At 70.6% G+C, this 17,981-nt stretch carries 21 protein-coding genes and 3 tRNA genes; 11 read left to right on the top strand and 13 right to left on the bottom strand.

Features of this window, described 5'->3' with window-relative positions; translation table 11 throughout:
- Nucleotides 1-68 precede the first annotated feature (68 nt).
- The 4 genes from V6U86_RS09240 (at nucleotide 69) to V6U86_RS09225 (ending at nucleotide 1,356) form a co-directional block, all read left to right on the top strand.
- On the top strand, nucleotides 69-851 hold the full coding sequence (locus V6U86_RS09240) for a polysaccharide deacetylase family protein (RefSeq protein WP_334500742.1): 783 nt from the start codon (nucleotides 69-71) through the stop codon (nucleotides 849-851).
- A gap of 154 nt (nucleotides 852-1,005) precedes the next feature.
- Nucleotides 1,006-1,078, top strand: a tRNA-Glu gene (locus V6U86_RS09235).
- Nucleotides 1,079-1,109: 31 nt separating this feature from the next.
- Nucleotides 1,110-1,183: transfer RNA gene (locus V6U86_RS09230), tRNA-Asp, on the top strand.
- 99 nt (nucleotides 1,184-1,282) lie between these two features.
- Nucleotides 1,283-1,356: transfer RNA gene (locus V6U86_RS09225), tRNA-Phe, on the top strand.
- 199 nt (nucleotides 1,357-1,555) lie between these two features.
- On the opposite strand, the gene V6U86_RS09220 is transcribed toward V6U86_RS09225, so the two are convergent.
- Nucleotides 1,556-1,885 (bottom strand): hypothetical protein, encoded by a 330-nt coding sequence (locus V6U86_RS09220; RefSeq protein ID WP_334500739.1) that lies wholly within the window; start codon nucleotides 1,883-1,885, stop codon nucleotides 1,556-1,558.
- Between the two features lie 143 nt (nucleotides 1,886-2,028).
- Nucleotides 2,029-2,976: a hypothetical protein gene (locus V6U86_RS09215; protein WP_334500736.1), complete on the bottom strand. Its 948-nt coding sequence runs from the start codon at nucleotides 2,974-2,976 to the stop codon at nucleotides 2,029-2,031.
- A gap of 154 nt (nucleotides 2,977-3,130) precedes the next feature.
- Between V6U86_RS09215 and V6U86_RS09210 the strand changes: the two genes are divergently transcribed.
- Nucleotides 3,131-3,658, top strand: a complete 528-nt coding sequence (locus V6U86_RS09210) for an SRPBCC family protein (RefSeq protein WP_334500734.1) — start codon at nucleotides 3,131-3,133, stop codon at nucleotides 3,656-3,658.
- Nucleotides 3,659-3,670: 12 nt separating this feature from the next.
- Here the strand turns inward: V6U86_RS09210 and V6U86_RS09205 are convergent, their stop codons facing one another.
- Nucleotides 3,671-4,375 carry a DUF2786 domain-containing protein gene (locus tag V6U86_RS09205; RefSeq protein ID WP_334500732.1) on the bottom strand — a complete coding sequence of 235 codons (705 nt, stop codon included), beginning with the start codon at nucleotides 4,373-4,375 and terminating at the stop codon, nucleotides 3,671-3,673.
- A gap of 127 nt (nucleotides 4,376-4,502) precedes the next feature.
- On the opposite strand from V6U86_RS09205, the gene V6U86_RS09200 reads away from it, so the two are divergent.
- Nucleotides 4,503-4,943: a hypothetical protein gene (locus tag V6U86_RS09200; RefSeq protein ID WP_334500729.1), complete on the top strand. Its 441-nt coding sequence runs from the start codon at nucleotides 4,503-4,505 to the stop codon at nucleotides 4,941-4,943.
- A gap of 80 nt (nucleotides 4,944-5,023) precedes the next feature.
- Here the strand turns inward: V6U86_RS09200 and V6U86_RS09195 are convergent, their stop codons facing one another.
- Nucleotides 5,024-5,413 (bottom strand): hypothetical protein, encoded by a 390-nt coding sequence (locus V6U86_RS09195; protein WP_030332223.1) that lies wholly within the window; start codon nucleotides 5,411-5,413, stop codon nucleotides 5,024-5,026.
- 156 nt (nucleotides 5,414-5,569) lie between these two features.
- Between V6U86_RS09195 and V6U86_RS09190 the strand changes: the two genes are divergently transcribed.
- Nucleotides 5,570-6,913, top strand: a complete 1,344-nt coding sequence (locus V6U86_RS09190; protein ID WP_334500724.1) for an ABC transporter substrate-binding protein — start codon at nucleotides 5,570-5,572, stop codon at nucleotides 6,911-6,913.
- A gap of 68 nt (nucleotides 6,914-6,981) precedes the next feature.
- On the opposite strand, the gene V6U86_RS09185 is transcribed toward V6U86_RS09190, so the two are convergent.
- On the bottom strand, nucleotides 6,982-7,725 hold the full coding sequence (locus V6U86_RS09185; protein WP_334500721.1) for an enoyl-CoA hydratase/isomerase family protein: 744 nt from the start codon (nucleotides 7,723-7,725) through the stop codon (nucleotides 6,982-6,984).
- Between the two features lie 52 nt (nucleotides 7,726-7,777).
- Entirely contained in the window at nucleotides 7,778-8,635 is an 858-nt protein-coding gene (locus tag V6U86_RS09180) for a 3-hydroxyacyl-CoA dehydrogenase family protein (RefSeq protein WP_334500719.1), read from the bottom strand.
- Nucleotides 8,636-8,811: 176 nt separating this feature from the next.
- On the opposite strand from V6U86_RS09180, the gene V6U86_RS09175 reads away from it, so the two are divergent.
- Nucleotides 8,812-9,099, top strand: coding sequence for a hypothetical protein (locus V6U86_RS09175; protein ID WP_124777665.1), 288 nt, complete (start codon nucleotides 8,812-8,814; stop codon nucleotides 9,097-9,099).
- A 50-nt stretch (nucleotides 9,100-9,149) separates the two neighbouring features.
- Here the strand turns inward: V6U86_RS09175 and V6U86_RS09170 are convergent, their stop codons facing one another.
- The gene (locus V6U86_RS09170) at nucleotides 9,150-9,929 is read right to left on the bottom strand and encodes a class I SAM-dependent methyltransferase (RefSeq protein WP_334500716.1); all 780 of its coding nucleotides are present in this window, start codon (nucleotides 9,927-9,929) and stop codon (nucleotides 9,150-9,152) included.
- 54 nt (nucleotides 9,930-9,983) lie between these two features.
- On the opposite strand from V6U86_RS09170, the gene V6U86_RS09165 reads away from it, so the two are divergent.
- On the top strand, nucleotides 9,984-10,373 hold the full coding sequence (locus V6U86_RS09165) for a PPOX class F420-dependent oxidoreductase (RefSeq protein ID WP_334500713.1): 390 nt from the start codon (nucleotides 9,984-9,986) through the stop codon (nucleotides 10,371-10,373).
- 84 nt (nucleotides 10,374-10,457) lie between these two features.
- Here V6U86_RS09165 and V6U86_RS09160 read toward each other — a convergent pair whose 3' ends face one another.
- On the bottom strand, nucleotides 10,458-10,667 hold the full coding sequence (locus V6U86_RS09160) for a BldC family transcriptional regulator (RefSeq protein ID WP_007073996.1): 210 nt from the start codon (nucleotides 10,665-10,667) through the stop codon (nucleotides 10,458-10,460).
- Between the two features lie 250 nt (nucleotides 10,668-10,917).
- Nucleotides 10,918-11,757 carry a hypothetical protein gene (locus tag V6U86_RS09155; protein WP_334500848.1) on the bottom strand — a complete coding sequence of 280 codons (840 nt, stop codon included), beginning with the start codon at nucleotides 11,755-11,757 and terminating at the stop codon, nucleotides 10,918-10,920.
- 193 nt (nucleotides 11,758-11,950) lie between these two features.
- Here V6U86_RS09155 and V6U86_RS09150 point away from each other — a divergent pair, with 193 nt between their 5' ends.
- Nucleotides 11,951-13,033: a Leu/Phe/Val dehydrogenase gene (locus tag V6U86_RS09150; protein ID WP_334500711.1), complete on the top strand. Its 1,083-nt coding sequence runs from the start codon at nucleotides 11,951-11,953 to the stop codon at nucleotides 13,031-13,033.
- A 302-nt stretch (nucleotides 13,034-13,335) separates the two neighbouring features.
- Nucleotides 13,336-13,551, top strand: coding sequence for a DUF3073 domain-containing protein (locus V6U86_RS09145; RefSeq protein ID WP_030332207.1), 216 nt, complete (start codon nucleotides 13,336-13,338; stop codon nucleotides 13,549-13,551).
- A gap of 135 nt (nucleotides 13,552-13,686) precedes the next feature.
- Here the strand turns inward: V6U86_RS09145 and amcA are convergent, their stop codons facing one another.
- From amcA to purF, 4 genes are all read right to left on the bottom strand, one after another.
- On the bottom strand, nucleotides 13,687-13,914 hold the full coding sequence (gene amcA / locus V6U86_RS09140; RefSeq protein WP_334500707.1) for a multiple cyclophane-containing RiPP AmcA: 228 nt from the start codon (nucleotides 13,912-13,914) through the stop codon (nucleotides 13,687-13,689).
- A complete protein-coding gene (gene amcB / locus V6U86_RS09135) occupies nucleotides 13,883-14,986 on the bottom strand; it encodes a cyclophane-forming radical SAM peptide maturase AmcB (RefSeq protein ID WP_334500845.1) in 1,104 nt (367 codons plus the stop codon). Before amcB ends, amcA begins: the two co-directional genes overlap by 32 nt.
- Nucleotides 14,987-15,116: 130 nt before the next feature.
- The gene (purM, locus tag V6U86_RS09130) at nucleotides 15,117-16,271 is read right to left on the bottom strand and encodes a phosphoribosylformylglycinamidine cyclo-ligase (protein WP_124777677.1); all 1,155 of its coding nucleotides are present in this window, start codon (nucleotides 16,269-16,271) and stop codon (nucleotides 15,117-15,119) included.
- Between the two features lie 57 nt (nucleotides 16,272-16,328).
- On the bottom strand, nucleotides 16,329-17,867 hold the full coding sequence (gene purF / locus V6U86_RS09125) for an amidophosphoribosyltransferase (protein WP_334500702.1): 1,539 nt from the start codon (nucleotides 17,865-17,867) through the stop codon (nucleotides 16,329-16,331).
- Nucleotides 17,868-17,981 lie beyond the last annotated feature (114 nt).

Genomic DNA, 17,981 nt, shown 5'->3' with positions numbered 1-17,981 from the left:
GTCGCCGACTGGCGGCGTGAACTACCGTCGGGCGGGTCCGCCGACCCCGACCCTCCGGGAGCGAGCAAATGCAAGCCCGCGCCGTCCTGGCGTCCGTCCTCGCCGTGGCGCTGCTCTTGTCCGGCTGTGCCCAGCCGCACCGCACCATCGCACCCGTCAGCGCGCCGAAGCCGGTGGAATCGACAACACCTCCCACCCCGACGCCGCACCCCAGCGCCACCAAGCCGGCCAAGCCGCCACTGCGGCCACTGCCGCCCAAGCTCCCCGCCGGCCTGGGTCGCAACACCGGCGTACGCCCGGTCGCCCTGACGTTCGACGACGGGCCCAGCCCAGCCTGGACACCCAAGGTGCTCGACCAGCTGAAGGCCGCCAAGGTGACCGCGACCTTCTGCGTCGTCGGACGCGAGGTGCAGCGCCACCCGGAGTTGGTCCGGCGGATCGTCCGGGAGGGACACCAGCTCTGCAACCACAGCTGGCGACACGATCTCGATCTCGCCCGACGACCCGTCGTCGAGATTCGGGCCGACCTGGACCGCACCAACAAGGCCATCCAGAAGGCCGTGCCCGGCGCGAAGGTGCCGTTCTACCGGCAGCCGGGCGGCCGGTGGACGTCGGAGGTGCTCGGGGTGGCCAAGAACCTCGGCATGCGTCCGCTGCACTGGTCGGTTGACCCGCAGGACTGGGACAAGCCCACGGCGGCCACCATCGGCAAGCGGGTCCACGCCGCCACCCGTCCCGGTGCCATCGTGCTCCTGCACGACGGGGGCGGAAATCGGGCCGCGACGCTCGCCGCCTGCCCGAAGATGATCGCCGACCTGAAGCGGCGCTTCGGCATTACCCGACTCCGCTAGAACCGCTCTGACCTGTGGTTATGGCCCGTCCCAAGCCCTTGGCGATACCGATTTTGTCGACCGACCAGGCATCACGTATGCTTTCGAAGCCTCCGGCGGGGCCGGATGGGAGCAAGTCCGCTTGAAGTTGCGAGTGTGCAATGATGGCGGGGCCGCCCTCATCGTCTAGCGGCCCAGGACGCCGCCCTTTCAAGGCGGTAGCACGGGTTCGAATCCCGTTGGGGGCACGACCGGCGCAAGCCGGAGCAACACAAGCTAGGTCCTGTGGAGCAGTTGGAGTGCTCGCCGCCCTGTCAAGGCGGAGGTCGCGGGTTCAAGTCCCGTCAGGACCGCAGCGCTGACGCCGCGCCCCGCGCGGCGTTCTGCGTATCGGAGCAGTTCGCCTTGCCGCCGGTTCGTCCGGTTGGCAGGTAACATGAGCCGAGCGGCACGGCCAGGTAGCTCAGTTGGTACGAGCGTCCGACTGAAAATCGGAAGGTCGGCGGTTCGACCCCGCCCCTGGCCACATAGCCTTTCGCCGGGCTACAGAGGTCCCCACCAGCGGATTCGCAGGTGGGGATCTTGCTGTTTCCGGCGGTACGCCATCGGGATCAGGCGCAGATGACAGCGCTTGACCACCTCTGGCCGGTGATCACCGCCACTCGCTGCACGCTCGACGCACGCCGCCTCCCTGCCCGCCTGTCCCGGCACATCACTGTGCGCAGCTAGCGACGGAGCAGCGAGAAGGCTCCTGCCGCCGTCAGGAGCAGCAACAGCAGTGACACCGCGAACAGGGCGCGTCCAAGCGGCAGGGGCATGGAGATGAAGAACGGCGCCTGTGCGATCAACAGGCTCGCGCCGATCACGGCCTGGGCGGTTCCCACCTGCACGGGCTGGGACGGCTCTCCCACCTTCAGCCGTGCAAGCCGAACCCAGGCGGCGGGAAACTTCCGGGACACGGCCACACGCACCCCGAGTACAAGCGAGCCCAGGCTGAGGACCACAACCCCCACGCGCAAAGCGATCGTGACCGGGTCCTCGTCATACAGGCTCATGCGCCCATCATCGGAGAATCGTCAAGCGCGCAAATCGCACGACAGCGGTACGACAGCTCTGGTGGCCTCATGACCTGCCGAAATGCACCTGCCTGAAGATCGGGAGGTCGGCGGTTCGACCCCGCCCCTCAGCGGCCGTCGCATCAGCGGTCGTGGCGGTCCTGCGGGCGATGCTGCGCAACACCGCCCTGGATCGCCTCCCACACGCTGCGTCCGGCCTGTCGGAGCGTCTCCCCGGCCTGCTCGGCGAACTGGGCTGCGTTCTGGGCGGCAGCCTGCGCCGCCGCTGACAGACCGCCGTCGCCCTCTCCGGACGGGCTCGGACCCGGCGCAGCCGACTGGTCTGGCCGGCCGCCGGATTGCCCGGTCGAACCCTCCGGCCCACGGGACTCGGGATGCCGCCCCTCCGGTCGGGCCTGCCCGGCTGGCCCCGGACCACCGGCCAGAGGCCCTGGCCCCCCGGCTCTCGGTTCCGAGCTGACCGGACCTGGTCCGAACCGACCCGGTCCTCGACCCGGACCCGGTTCTCGACCCGGATCTGGGCGAGCACGACCCGGCCGATCGAGACCCGACCGATCAACCCCTGGCTGCCCCGGACCCGGTCGGTCACGGTCGGCGACGGCACCCACCGTGCCCACCTGCTGACCAGACTCAGCTACCCCGTTCGAGCGCCGCGCTGACGCCCGCACCTCAGCAGCCGGCGCCCCCGCTACCCCCGGGGCCAACCTCTGGGTGCTGTGGTTCACGTCGTCAATGGCCGTGCGGGCTAGCGCCTCGATGATGTGTGGATTGTTGTCGAGCGTGTCGAGTGCTCGTCCCAGGATCCTGGTCAGCTGCTCCAGCCGGACCCGCAGCTGCGCCTCGGCGTTCACCCCGTTGACGTTCAACTCGCCGCCGCTGAGGTGCACCCGGACGCCGGCGTCGACCTGGACCAGGTTGGCCACCCGGGCGCGCAGCGACAGGTCGGCCTCCAGGCCGTCGACCGCCAGCCGGATGGAGTCGACCGAGACCTTCGGAACGTCGAGCAGGACGTCCGGCTCCGGGTTGTCGACGTTCCGGTTCGGCTCTGGTTGCTGCGCGTTGTCGCTCATGCTCTCCCGCCCGCCTGCACAGAGTCCCGGTCGACCGCCGGTTACCCGCTTTCCGGTGGGGCATCCCGTCCGTGACGACCCGGCGACCGTCTGTCTGGAACCGGGCACCTCGCGAAGCTGCACACCCGGGCATCAGCCGGTATGGTCCGGGCCTATGGGACAGGAATTGACTGATCCGGCCGACATCCGGCAGGACGTCGACCAGTTCTCTGTCCGGTGCGGGCTTCTCGTCCCGGGCTCCGCCGAGCACGCGTTCGCGGTCTTCACCGCCGAGCTGACCGACTGGTGGGTCACCGAATACACGTGGTCCGGCCCGGACGCGTTGGCCGAGCTGGGCATGGAGCCGCGCGCCGGTGGCATGCTCTACGAGTTGGGCCCGTACGGTTTCCGCGCCGACTGGGGCCGCGTGCTCACCTGGGATCCGCCTCGCCGGCTGGTCTTCGTCTGGCAGATCGGCCCCGACCGGGCGCCGGTGCCGGACCCGGCCCGCGCGAGCGAGGTCGAGGTGCTGTTCCACGCCGAGGGGCCGGAGCGCACCCGGGTCGAGCTGGAGCATCGGCACTTCGACCGGCACGGCGAGGCCGCCGAGGGTTACCGCAAGGCGCTCACCGCCGGCTGGCACGAGTTGCTCACCCGCTACGTCGCCGCGGTGTCGCGCCACCGCCCCACCACGGCGGCCTGACGACCCGGCGGTTCACCCGCCGAGTTGCCGGCCGACGGCGACGCCGCCGAGGTCCCGACCACCAAGGTTCGCGCGTTGGCCGGCTTCGGCCCCCGAGCCGAAGCCGGTGCCGCCCAACCGGCGTGGCGGTGCGGTGCGCAGCTGCGGGTACTCCTCGGTGAGCCGTCGCTGGACCCGGTCGGACCGGTCGGCCAGCACCAGCGCCATCGACGGCGTGCCCGACTCGCTGGCCGCCGCCGTCTCGGCGGCCCAGAGTCGGCCGCCCACCACCTCAGCGAAACCGGCCAGCCAGGAGCGGCGGAAGGCCGCCGGGTGGTCGTCAGCGGGCACTTCGGTGGCGGCCAGGCCGTGCGCCGCCTGCACGAGCAGTGAGGTGAAGAGCAGGTCGACCCGTTCCAGGTCGCTGGCGAAGCCGAAGAGGTGCACGGCGAACCCGTTGCCCTGCCGGCGGCGTACGCAGCGGCAGCGCAGGGGCTCGGCCACCGCGGCGAGCAGGCCGACCTTGTCGCGGGCGTACGGGGCGACGATATCCAGGACCCGATCGCCGACCGGGTCGGTGGTCGGGTCCCGGGCTGCGAGCAACGCCCGATCCACGCCGTAGCGGGCGATCAGCTCGGTCGCCTTGGCGGTGAACGCGGCCGACTCGGCGGGCGTGCAGGCTGGATCCTCAGCCTGGGCCAGCAGCTTGCGCACCTTGCTGAGCATGGCCTCGGACATGCCTACAGAGCTACCACACGGGCCGGACATCATCGGGGCCGCGCCCAAATCGATCGATACGTATCATCGTCACGGTCAGATGATCAGTCCTCCACGGACGGTCAGTTAACTCTTTCCGGAGGAACGGATGCCATCCCCGACCGCTCGACTGCTCGCCGTCGCCACGGCCACCGCACTGCTCGCCGTCGGTACGCCCGCCCAGGCGGAGCCGACAACAACGACCACACCGGTCAGCTCCGGGCCGAACGCGTTCGCCCCACTCGCCACCTGTTACGGCGGGGCGGTCCGGTCGTACTTCGAGACCGGCCGCTACGGCGGCTCAGCCGGCCAGTACCGCACCACGACGCGCTGTCGCGACATCAACGTGCGCAACGCGAGCGTGTACGCCACCGAAGCGTGCGTGATCTTCGTCGACAAGACGAGCGCCTGCAACTACTGGACCTACCTGCCGGCCAACTCGGGCTGGATCACGGTGGCGACCAATGTCAAGGACGGCGTCAACTTCCGGGTTCGCTTCGAGAACCTGCGGTACGAGTACGAACCGCTGATCGCGTACCACGCGTTCTGACTGACCCGCGCGGTCGCGGCGTCCGCCCCCCGACGGACGCCGCGACCCGACACCGCCGCCGCATCACCCGACGCGGCTGCTCATCCGGCGCGGCTGCGCAGGGTGGCGATCGTCGAACCGGCGAGCGTGAGCAGGCAGTCGGGGAGCAGTCCATCCGCCGCCGCCGCGCCGAACAGGGCCTCGCCGGTCGGTTCGTCCTGATTCGCGTACGCGCTGACGAAGCGGGCCACCCAACGTGTGTCGTAACCGGCCTGGTCGATCCCCGGGAAGTCGAGCGCCGCCCCGCTGGCCGCCGGCGCGTCACCGAGCATGGTCGCGGCCAGGCACCAGGCGACCCCGTACGCGCCACTCAGGCCGGCCCGGTCGACGACCGCGTCGAACGCTCCCACCACCGCGTCCCCATCGCCGGTCAGCGCCGAGCGGAGCACGGCCGCCGCGTCATCGAACGTCTGCTGTGGTAGGTCGGTCACTCAGCGCACAGTAGGACGGGTGGTCAAGCCCTCCAGCGACCATCACTGTCCGTGTTCGATGCGAGCGACCTGCGCATTACGCCGCCTCCACGGTCCCGCCACCGGCCTCGGCACGCTAATGTGCGCAGCGGACCTTCGCCGGAGGAAGGACGACCCATGTTCGTAACACGCCGCTCGCGGGTAGCCACACTGGCTGCCTGCGCGACGATCCTGCTCGCCACGAGCGCCTGCGGGGATGACAAGCCCGAGGAGGCGAGCGCCCAACAGGTGCGCCTCTACGGCACGGACGGCAACATGCTCAACTCCTATCCTGCCGAGTTGAAGGAACGGGCGAGCCTCGTCGACGGGATGAAGGGCACCACGCCGCTCACCCCGCTGCCGGACGACTTCAAGAGCCGGCTACGGGCCGTCGATCCGGCGCTGACGGACTACCTGTACTCCGCCGAGACGTACGACGCGGTGGTGATCGCCGTGCTCGCCGCCCAGTTGGCCGGCAGCACCAACCCGGCGGACATCGCCAAGCAGATCGTCGGTGTGACCAACGACGGGCAGCGCTGCGAGGACCCCGCCAGCTGTCTCGCGCTGGCCCGCAACGGGCAGGACATCGAGTACCGCAGCGTCTCGCTGACCCGGGCGGGCTTCACCGACAAGGGTGAGCCGGCCACCGCGAGCTACGCCACGCTGACCTTCGACGGGCAGCAGATCAACGACGGCAAGACCGAGTTCGTCGGCGCGGGCATCGAGTCGGCGGCGAGCACCAAGACGCCGCCGAAGCCGAAGAAGCAGCGCGCCGGTGGGGACCCCGACCAGGAGCCGCTGGTCCTGGGCGGCCTGCTGCCGAAGACCGGTGACCTCGCGATCGCCTATCCCCCGATGGCCGCTGGCGCCGCGCTGGCGATCAAGGAGATCAACGCCGCGGGTGGCGCCCTGGGCAAGCCGGTGACGTGGAAGGACGGCGACGACGGCACCAGCCCGGCGGTGGCCAAGGCCACGGTGGCCAAGCACGTGACGGACGGCGTCAGCGTGATCATCGGCGCGGGTGGTTCGGGTATCTCCCGCGAGGTGCTGCCGGACGTGGTGCAGGCCGGGAAGATCCTCTTCTCCCCGTCCAACACCGACAGCGGCCTGACCGACGTGGAGGACAAGGGCCTCTACTTCCGCACCGCCCCGCCGGACAGCCTCCAGGGCCGGGCGCTGGCCGACGTGATCCTCCGCGACGGTTCCCAGAAGATCGTCATCGTCGCCCGCAAGGACTCCTACGGCGAGGGCCTGCAGGCCACCGTCCGCGACGAGCTGGCGAAGGCGGGCATCGCCGACGACCGGCTCAAGCTGCTGACGTACGAGCCGCCGGCCGACGCGAAGGCGGCGCCGGTCGACTTCAGCGGTGGCGCGAAGGAAATCAAGGAGTTCGGTGCGGACGCCGTACTGATCATCGGTTTCGGTGAGTCCGCCCAGGTGAGCCGCGGGTTGGGCGACGCGGGGGTCCAGAGCGGGCAGTAGCAGGACCCGGGCCCCACGCGGGCCGCGCCGGCTCCCCGCGGGTGCGGCCGTTTCTGGTACGGGGGGGGTCAGCGCGGCCGACGGCGCTGCAGGAACTCGGTCATCCGGCGGTGCTTCTCGTCGTCCTCGAAGAGCACCGCCTGGCTGACCAGGTCGACATGCGGGTGCGCGGTGGCCGGCGCGTCCACCGCCAGCTTGGTCAGCCGCACCGCCAACGGTGAACCCAGCGCGATCTCGTCCAGCAGCGCGTGCGCCACCGTCAGCAGCTCGTCGGGCTCGTCCACCACCCGGTTCACCAGGCCGATCCGCAGTGCCTCGGTGGCGTCCACCCGCCGGCCGGTGAAGAGCAGCTCCTTGGCTCGACCCTCGCCGATCAACGCGGGCAGCCGGTGGGTCGCGCCGGCGCCGGCCAGGATGCCCAACCGCACCTCCGGCTGGCCGAAGACCGCCCGCGCCGTGCACACCCGCAGATCGCAGGCGTACGCCAGCTCCGCGCCACCGCCCAACGCCGGGCCGTCGACGGCAGCCACGGTCGGCATCGGCAGCGCCCGGATGCGGGCGAAGGCGGCCGAGTTGATCGCGGCGAGGGCGTCCGTGCGGCCCCGTTCGCGGAGCTGGCCGATGTCTGCGCCACCGGCGAAGATGCCCGCCGTGCCGCCGGTGAGCAACAGCAGGCGCGGGCGGGCTTCCAGCTCGGCGCAGACCTGGTGCAGCTCGGCGATCAGGTCGGCGTCGATGGCGTTGCGCTTCTCCGGCCGGTCCAGGGTGACCACCAGCCGGTCCGGCCGTTCCTCGATCCGCAACCCGCTCACTGTGCCGACCTTCCGTTCGCGACTGCGGGGCTCGCAAGCTCACTCCTCGCGTTCACTGCTTGACCCCGCCGCTCCAGCGGTAGAAGCCCTGCCCGGACTTCTTACCCAGCCGCCCCTCGGCCACCATCTCCACAAGCAGCGGCGGCGGCGCGAAGCGGTCCCCGTACGCGGCCTGGAGGGTGCGGGCGATGTCCAGCCGCACGTCGAGGCCGACCAGGTCGGTGAGCTCCAGCGGCCCGATCGGATGCCGATAGCCGAGCACCATGGCCTTGTCGATGTCCGCCGGGCTGGCCACCTCGTCGGCAACCATCCGGATCGCCTCCAGCCCGAGGGTGACCCCGAGCCGGGAGGTGGCGAAGCCGGGCAGGTCGCGTACGACGACGGGGTCCTTGCCCAACCGGCCGGCGAGCGCGACGGCCGCGGCGGTGGTCTCCTCGGCGGTGGCCGGGCCGACCACGATCTCCAGCAGGGCCATCGCCCACACCGGGTTGAAGAAGTGCAGGCCGAGGAAGCGCTCGGGCGCGTCCAGCCCGGCGGCCAGCTCACCGATGGCAATGCTGGAGGTGTTGCTGCCCAGCAGCACGGGGCGCAGCGCGGCGGCGTCCCGGAGCACCGCCCGCTTCAGGTCGAGCCGCTCCGGCACCGCCTCCACTATCACCTGGGGGGCGGGCGCCACCTCGGCGAGCGTCGGGCGCAGCGTGACCTGCTGCCGGTGCGCGGCGGCCTCGTCGGCGCTCAGCTTCCCGCGCTGCACCGCCCGCTCCCACAGCTCGGCGAGCCGGTTCAGCGCGGCGGCACCCCGCTCGGGGTCCACCTCGACCAACTCGACGGCGTGTCCGGCGCCGGCCGCCACGTACGCGATGCCGAGCCCCATCGTGCCGGCACCGACGACCACGAAACGATCGCTCATCACGCCTCCCTGTCCCGTCCGCCGACGGGCGGGGTCCCCGCCACGCCGGCCCGGGTGTCCCGCCCGCTCCGCTCGCTCATGGTGCGACCCTAGACAGCGCCACGACCCGGCCCATGCGTGGGGGAGCGCCGGATCGGGTACTGACGGCCCGTCAACCAAGGGAAGGACCGATCGACATGAGCCAGGCACCGGAGAGCGTCACCGACGGGGAGATCGTGGAGACCCGGGGCGACGAGCGGGTCGAGCTGCTGCGCGCCGACACCAACAACGACGGTCAGACCGACGTGTGGGTGGTGGACACCGACGGCGACGGCAAGGCCGACCTGTTCCAGTTCGACACCGACGGCGACGGCAAGGTGGACATCACCATGGTCGACATCGACGAGGACGGCACCCCGGACGAGGTGGTCGACGGCGACGGTGGTCTCCCGCCCGAGCAGCTCCCCCCGACCGTCCAGGTCTGAGACGTACGACGGCCCCTGCCTCCGCCCGGCGGAGCGCGGGGGCCGTTCGCTCAGTCGACGAGGCGCAGGGTGGCCAGGTAGTAGGGCGCGTCACGGTCGTCCACATCGGTCAGCCGCCAACCGGTGCCGCGCACCAGGGCGGCGAACTCGTCAGCCGAACAGACCAGGTAGTCGAACCATTCGGTGCTCAACTCGCGGTAGCGCAGCCGCAGCCGCAGCTGGCCACCGAGCCGGCCGCGCCGACGGTTGCGCTCGTGGTAGCCGGTGTGCAGCGGGTCGCGGGTGCCGTACGGGTCGGTGCCCTGCGCGATGATCTGCGCCCCGGGTCGGGCCAGCGCGGCGAGCGCGGCCAGGAACGTGGGAGCACGCTCCCGCCCCTCGAACAGCCCGAGGTTGTTGCCGAGCAGCAGGAACGTGTCGTACCGGGCACCGTCGGCGAGGTGCGTGTCGACGGTGCCGTGCACCAGCCGCCGGACACCGCGACGCCGGCTCACCTCAAGCGCGCCGGCGGACGTGTCCAGCCCGGTGACCGGTACGCCACGCTCCTGGAGTTCCAGCGCGATGCGGCCGGCTCCGGTGCCGATGTCCAGTGTCTCGCCGTGCGCCCGCTCCACAGCGCGGTGGTCGTACGGCTGCCACTGCCCCGGCCCGTCCAGGTAGTGCGCGGCCGGGGCGCCGTTGATCAGACCGTCGTCGCGTTCAATGATCTCGATGACCGGTCGCGGCAGTCGCCCACCGACCAGGGGCCGGGGGCCCACCCCGGTGGCCACGGCGAGCGTGTCCCGCAGCAGTTCACCGACCACGTCACCGATTAGAGGCTCAACCGTCACGACGTTCACGCTATCCGGCCACTCAGTGGCCCGCGCCGGTCGTATCCTTGCGGCGTGACCATGTTGGACCGGCTGTCGGCCGAGAAGTACATCCTGCTCACGACCTTCCGCAAGGACGGTCGGGCGGTGCCGACCCCGGTCTGGGCGGTACGCGACGGTGAGGCGTTGGCGGTCTGGACGCGGGCGGACTCGGGCAAGGTGAAGCGGATCCGCCACAACGGCGACGTGACCGTGGCGCCCTGCGACGTGCGGGGTCGGCCACACGGGGCGGAGGTGTCAGCTCACGCGACGATCTACGGGGGCTCTGACACCGGTCGGGTCCGCGACCTGCTCAAGCACAAGTACCGCCTGCTCGGTCGGCTGAGCCTGCTGGGCAGCCGGTTGCGTCGTGGCGAGGGCGGCACGGTCGGCATCCGGGTGACGTTGGCCGAGTCGCGGCGCTGACCCACGGCCACGTCGTGCTCGACGGGGCATGGAAAGGGGCGGCGGATCGAGATCCACCGCCCCTGACGAAAAGCTGTTGCCGGCTCAGTCGCCCTGCCGCTGCTGCGGGATCTGGCCCTGCAGCAGCGCCCTGACCTCCGACTCGCGGTACCGACGGTGGCCACCCAGCGTGCGGATGGCACTGAGCTTGCCAGCCTTGGCCCACCGGGTCACCGTCTTCGGGTCGACCCGGAACATCGACGCCACCTCGGCCGGCGTGAGTAGCGGCTCTGGTTCGTGCGTTCGCGATGCCATCGGTCACTCCTCCACATGTATAGACATCGGCCGGGGTCCCGCCGGCCGACGCGTCTCCCATGGTCCGGCTAGTCCCCGATGTCCGACATGGGCCGAACGGATGAAGGTCCCTAGACGGACGGATGAACCATGCCCGATTTTTACGACTTTTACACGGCAGAAAGTACCTTATTCGGACTCATGATCACGGTTCGTGATGCGTCAACTACGAGCACAACTCACCTTGGGAGCGCTCCTCGGGTGATATGCCCTAGTTGCACCGCTCCAGCAACTGCACCGCGCGCCACCGTGCCACCAACTTGTCGTACGCGGCGGACGCCTCCTCGGCTTCGCCACGCGACAGCCCCGCGAGGCCGCTGGCAACCAACTCGGGCGAGTCGTCCGCAGTGAGGGTCTCGTCGGAGAGCAGATCCACCAGACCGCCGTAGTCCAGCTCGACCACGGACCGCGGGTGGAACTCCTCCAACCAGCGGGCCGCCTCCTCCACCGCCTCGGTGATCGGCGCCTCGCCCACCGATTTGCGCAGCACCGACAGCGCCCGCGACGAGCGGCGTCGGGTCTTGGAGATCTCGGTGCGGTAGCGCAGCGCCCGCCGGCCCGGCTGAGTGACCAGGTCCCGCTCCGCCGGGTCGAAGAGCACGAACCACCGCAGCGGTACGCCCCAGGTGGCGATCTGCTCGTGCACCCGGGGCACCCCGTGCTCCAGCACCCGGGCGCCACTGCGCCAGTCGTCCACCACCGCCCTGGCCTGCCCGGCGAGCACCGGCGGCACGAAGGCGTCGGCGAGCACCGAGGGCACCCCGTCCCGGGCGCTGAGCGCAGCCTCAGCGACCCGGATGCGCAGGTTCCAGGGGCAGACCAGCAGGCCGTCGTCCGTCTCCAGGACGTACGCCTCCTCCGGCAGGTCGGGCAGCCGGGTCCAGCCCGCGCCCAGCGCCTCGATCACCGCCGTCCGCTGCCGACCGGGCCCCTCGACCGGGCCGACCGCGCGCCCCTCCGAGACGTAGCGGCGCCAGTAGCTCTGCCGGTCTCGGTCGAAGGCGGCCAACGGTTCGTACACGCGCAGGTATGAAGCGAAGAGCGACGGCACCGCGCGATCCTCCCACGAACCACGCCGGTACGCGGTCAGCGGCCGAAGCACGCGCGCCGCACCGTGGGACGGCGGCGGCGTGTCGAGCGCCCGCACGGCGGCCGATACTAGGCTCGATCACACCGGCAGCATCCCCGCCGGGGTCCACCAGGTCCGCGTCCCACAAGGGCGCACACCATCGTAGGAGCCAACCATGGGCGTATTCGCCAGCACCGACGACCCGGTATCGACCGGTCACGAACAGGTCGTGTTCTGCCAGGACAAGCAGAGCGGCCTGAAGGCGATCATCGGGATCTACTCCACCGCGCTGGGCCCGGCGCTCGGCGGCACCCGCTTCTACCCGTACGCGAGCGAGGACGACGCCCTCGCCGACGTGCTGGACCTGTCCCGCGGGATGGCGTACAAGAACGCGCTCGCCGGGTTGGACCTGGGCGGCGGCAAGGCCGTCATCTGGGGCGACCCGGAGCAGATCAAGAGCGAGGCGCTGCTGCGCGCGTACGGCCGCTTCGTCCAGTCGCTGGGCGGCCGCTACTACACCGCCTGCGACGTCGGCACGTACGTGGCGGACATGGACGTCGTGGCCCGGGAGACCCGGTACGTGACCGGGCGCAGCGTGGAGCACGGCGGGGCCGGCGACTCGTCGATCCTCACCGCCTGGGGTGTCTTCCAGGGGATGCGGGCCGCGGCCGAGCACGTGTGGGGCACCCCGAGCCTGCGCGGCCGGCGGGTCGGCGTGGCCGGCCTCGGCAAGGTCGGCAAGTACCTCACCGGGCACCTGCTGGAGGATGGCGCCGAGGTGGTCGCCACCGACGTCAATCCGAAGGCGCTGGCGTGGGTGCGCGCCAACCACCCGCAGGTCACCCTCGTCGACGACTCCAGCGCGCTGGTCGCCGCGGACCTCGACGTGTACGCGCCGTGCGCGCTGGGCGGCGCCCTGAACGACGACACCGTGCCGGCGTTGCGCGCCAAGGTGGTGACCGGGGCGGCGAACAACCAGCTCGCCCACCCGGGCATCGAGAAGCTGCTGGCCGACCGGGGCATCCTCTACACCCCGGACTACGTGGTCAACGCGGGCGGCGTCATCCAGGTGGCCGACGAGATCGAGGGCTTCAACTTCGAGCGGGCGAAGCTGCGGGCGACCCGGATCTACGACACCACCCGCGAGATCCTGCACCTGGCTGACGCGGAGGGCGTGCCACCGGCGGTGGCCGCCGACCGGCTGGCGGAGCGGCGGATGGCGGACGTCGGCCGACTGCGCGCGATCCACCTGCGCTGAGCGTTCCTCCGGGGGCGGATCGATGAGATCCGCCTCCGGGCCCCCTGTGCCGGTGTAGCTGGGTAAGCTGAGTTCAGGTCAAATTTGATGCGGTTTGTCCGGTGTCACGGGTGCTAACCGTTCCGCTCCTTACCCGGTACACTGGGTGACGGCCGGATCGACGCGACGCGCAGAGCCGGCTGACGGTAACCCGAGGTGCCGAACGGTGGCATCCCCATGTACCGTAAGAGCCACGAGAGATGCCTGACGTCATCGGGGCCCGCCTTCGGGCTGCCCCGCATTCTGTGCGAGGGGGTCGAGCCATGGGGCGCGGCCGTGCTAAGGCCAAGCAGACTAAGGTGGCGCGGGAGTTGAAGTACCACTCCCCGAACACCGACCTCACCGCCTTGCAGCGCGAACTGGCGGGTGCTGGTAAGTCTGAGCACCACTTCGACGACGACTCTAAAGAGTTCGTCGACGACGATGATGAGGATCACGCGGACGACGATCCGGATCCCTGGGTCCGTCCGACCCGCTGACCTCTCGACGCAGCTGAGCACGCGGTAACCCCCGCGTGCTCACGCACGTCCTGTGCAGGTGCAGTCGCCGACGATCAGGGGCCTGGCCCGACCGGAGCAATCCGGCCGCTCGACAGGCCCCTGACAACGGCCCCCTCAGCGCGGGCGATTGTTCCAGTTGTAGAACGTCGGGATGTTCTCGAAGTGGTTCCAGGCGCAGACCGCGCTGGAGCCATCTCCGCCCGACACCTCCGCGCGCAGCCGCCGTGCGTCCTCGGCCTCCTGAAGCAGCTCGACGAGCGCGGGAGCCGCGTCCCGCACCCGTTCGGTGACTCCGTCGTCCGCTTCGCGCTCAGGCCGCCGGTGACTGGTGGTCTCGGGCATGCTCCAACACTCCCTCCAATAGGCGGATCTTGCTGTTGCGGCAGTGCTCGGTCTCCGTACCGTCGAAACGCCCCAGCTCGAAGTAGCGGTTGGCGGCATGGCCGCCACCGCAGAAGCCGAAGTACGCGCAGGACGCCCGACACGCCTCCACCCCGGTCAGGAACTCCCCCACCCAGGGCGTGGCCGCCGCGTCGCCGAGGATCTGCGCCAACGGGGTCGTCAGCACGTTGCCGCTGCTGAAGTCGCCGTAGCGGAGGTCGGTGAAACCGGCCAACTCGGGGGAGAGCACGATCACCGAGCCGTCGTGACCGATCGTCGGGATCGGGTCCAGGTGACGGGGCAGCAGCCCGTCCGCCGAGTTGTCGAGCACCGCCGCGGCGTAGCGCAACGACCACTCGATCTCGCGAAGATGGATCCGGGGCTCCCGGCGCCACGCCCCGACCAACTCCGCCCAGAACGCGGACACCGCCGACGGGTCGTGGCGGTTGTCGCGGGTGTTGACCCCCTCGGTCTCCTCGATGTTGATGCCCAGCACGTCGCAGCCCAACTCGAGGAAGTAGTCGTACAGCTCGGTGGCCAGCCCCGGCTCCGGGCGGGACACCACGGCCAGCGCGGAGAAGGGCAGACCGCGCCGGCGCAGCGCCGCGATGCCGTGCACGATCCGGTCGTACGCCGGCTGACCGCCCCGGTTGACCCGGTCGCCGTTGCGCGCCCGGGGCCCGTCGACGCTCACGCTCACCCGCATCTCGTGCCGGACGAAGAAATCGCACCAGTCGTCGTCGACGAGGGTGGCGTTGGTCTGCACGTGGTGCTCGACCTCGGGCCCGAATGGGGCCATCAGATCGGCCAGGTGCGCCCGACCGGCCGCCAGCGGCTCGCCGCCATGCCACACCACCGAGAAGCGACCGTTCGCCGCCCAGGGGTTGACCGCGGCGGCGACCGCCTCGGCCACCGCCACCGGCATCCGGCGGTCGACGGCCCGAAACGGCAGATAGCAGTACGCGCAGTCGAGGTTGCAGAGAGTCGTCGGCTGCATCACGACGTACGACGGGACGGCGGCCAGGCCGCGCATCCCGCTGAACGACTGTCCCCGAGCAGCCATCGCCCTCCTCCGCCTAGCCTGAGGGTGCCCTTCAGGCTAGGCGGCATTGGCCACTCGGGTGAAGCCCTGATCAGGTGCCCGTACGATCACCGGAGGGTGATCATCCTCGGGTGTGCTGACCAACCATCTGCACGTTGCCGGTGCCCTCGATGATCTCGCCGGCCTGCCACGCCTCGACCCCACGGCCGGTCAGGGTGGCCAGCGCGCGGTCGGCGTCCTCGGCCGAGACGATCGCGAACATGCCGACGCCCATGTTGAAGGTCGACTCCATGTCCTGGTCGTCGATCCGACCCTTCGTCTGGATCAGGTCGAAGATCGGCTGCGGCTTCCAGGTGGACCGGTTGACCACCGCGTCGACGTGCTCGGGCAGCACCCGGACCAGGTTGCCGGGGATGCCGCCACCGGTGATGTGGGACAGCGCCCGCACCTCGGCCTCGGCGATCAGCTTGAGGCAGTCCTTGGCGTAGATCTTGGTCGGGGTGAGCAGCTCCTCACCGAGGGTCCGCTGCCGACCGAAGTCGTCGATCACGATGTCCAGCCGCATCCGGGCCGCACCGAGCAGCACGTGCCGGACCAGCGAGTACCCGTTGGAGTGCAGGCCCGAGGAGCGCATGGCGATCACCACGTCGCCCACCTCGACCCGCTCGGGGCTGAGGATGTCGGCTTCCTCGACCACGCCCACACCGGTCGCGGAGATGTCGTACTCGTCCGGGCGCAGGACGCCGGGGTGCTCGGCGGTCTCCCCGCCCAGCAACGCGCAGCCGGCGTAGCGGCAGCCGTCGGCGATGCCCGCGCCGATCTCGGCGACCTTGTCCGGAACGACCTCGCCGGTGGCGATGTAGTCGAGCAGGAACAGCGGCTCGGCACCGCAGGCCACCAGGTCGTCGACGACCATCGCGACCAGGTCGATGCCGACCGTGTCGTGAATGTCCATCTGCTGGGCGATCACCAGCTTGGTGCCCACCCCGTCGGTGGAGGACGCCAGGATCGGGCTCTTGTACTTCTTCGTGTCCAGCCGGAACAGGCCTGCGAAGCCACCGAGGTCACCGAGGACCTCCGGGCGACGGGTCTGCCGCACCTTCGACTTGAGCAGCTCCACCGCGCGGTCGCCCGCGTCGATGGAAACCCCGGCGTCGGCGTACGAGACCGAGCGTTTGCGCGCTTGGCGGCCAGCGCCGCCCGTCCACGGCTGACGGTCGCCGCCGGCGCCGGTCGGGCTGCTTCCTGCGCCGCTGCGCTCGGACACGTGCGTCACGGTTCTCCCCTTTGGTTCTCGGTGCCGCCGGCGGTAGCCGGGCCGCGCCGGTTGGTGCTACGGGCGGTTTGCGGTAACGCCACCCGGAGTGGCGACGGACGAGCCGTTGGTGGGCAGGGCTTCCGGCACCGAGTTGGCGACGCGTCGGCCCACCCCTTCGAGCACGTGCTTTCCGATCAGGTTGCCGGCCGGCAGCTCGATCGGGTACTCCCCATCGAAACACGCCCGACACAGCCGGGTCTTCGGCTGCTCGGTCGCGGCGATCAAACCAGGAAGGGAAACGAAGCCCAGCGTGTCGGCGCCGATGGAGCGCCGGATGCCGTCGTTGTCCAACCCGTTGGCCAACAGCTCCGCCCGGGTGGCGAAGTCGATGCCGTAGAAGCACGGCCAGCTCACCGGCGGGGAGGAGATCCGGACGTGCACCTCCAGCGCCCCCGCCTCACGCAGCATCCGCACGATGGCGCGCTGGGTGTTGCCGCGCACGATCGAGTCGTCGACGACAACGAGCCGCTTGCCGCGGACGTTCTCCCGCAGCGGGTTGAGCTTCAGCCTGACGCCCAACTGCCGCAGGGTCTGCGACGGCTGGATGAAGGTGCGTCCCACGTAAGGGTTCTTCATCAGGCCGGCGCCGTAGGTGATGCCGGACGCCTCCGCGTAGCCGATCGCGGCCGGGGTGCCCGACTCGGGCACCGGAATCACCAGGTCGGCCTCGACCGGGTGCTCCTTGGCCAGTTGCCGACCGATCTGCACCCGCGCCGCATGGATGTTGCGCCCGGCGATCGTGGCATCCGGGCGAGCGATGTAGACGTACTCGAAGAGGCAGCCCTTCGGCTCCGGCGCGGCGAACCGGGTGGAGCGCAGCCCGTTCTCGTCGATCGCGATCAGCTCGCCCGGCTCGATCTCACGCACCACGCTGGCACCGACGATGTCCAGCGCGGCCGTCTCGCTGGCGACCACCCAGCCGCGCTCCAGGCGGCCGAGCACCAACGGGCGGACGCCGTGCTGATCGCGGGCCGCGTAGAGGGTCGACTCGTCCATGAAGACGAAGCTGAACGCGCCGCGCAGCTGCGGCAGCACCTCCAGCGCGGCCGCCTCGACCGACAGGTCGGGTCGGCTGGCGAGCAGCATCGTCACCAGGGAGGTGTCGTTGGTCGAACCATCCGCGATGAGGCCGCGCTCGGCGACCTCCTTCTCCAACTCGGCCGTGTTGACCAGGTTGCCGTTGTGGGCCAGCGCGATGGTCGTCCCGGAGGTGGTCGACCGGATCGTCGGCTGGGCATTTTCCCAGTTCGACGCGCCGGTGGTGGAGTATCGCGCGTGCCCGATCGCCAGGTGGCCACGCAGGCTCGCCAGGGTGGGCTCGTCGAAGACCTGCGCCACCAGGCCAAGGTCCTTGTAGACCACCACGCCGGAACCATCGCTCACCGCGATGCCCGCCGCCTCCTGGCCACGGTGCTGCAGGGCGTAGAGGCCGAAGTAGGTCAGATTGGCAACCTCTTCGCCGGGGGCCCAGACGCCAAAGACGCCACAGGCATCCTGTGGGCCAGGTCGTTGGGGGTCAAGGTCGTGGCTCAGCCGGCCGTCGCCTCGGGGCACCTACCGCTCCCTCATGCTGGGTCTGGACCGGGCCGGGCGGGGATCACGAGCGGATCCACACTCCTCTGCCGGGACCACTGGTCGTCGCCTGACAGTGTACGCGAATCGCCGTCA

The organism is Micromonospora sp. CPCC 205558, from assembly GCF_036902955.1.
In the GTDB taxonomy this organism is placed as follows: domain Bacteria; phylum Actinomycetota; class Actinomycetes; order Mycobacteriales; family Micromonosporaceae; genus Micromonospora.
Note: the sequence above shows the minus strand (reverse complement) of the source record. Positions and strands in the feature narration are given on the sequence as shown.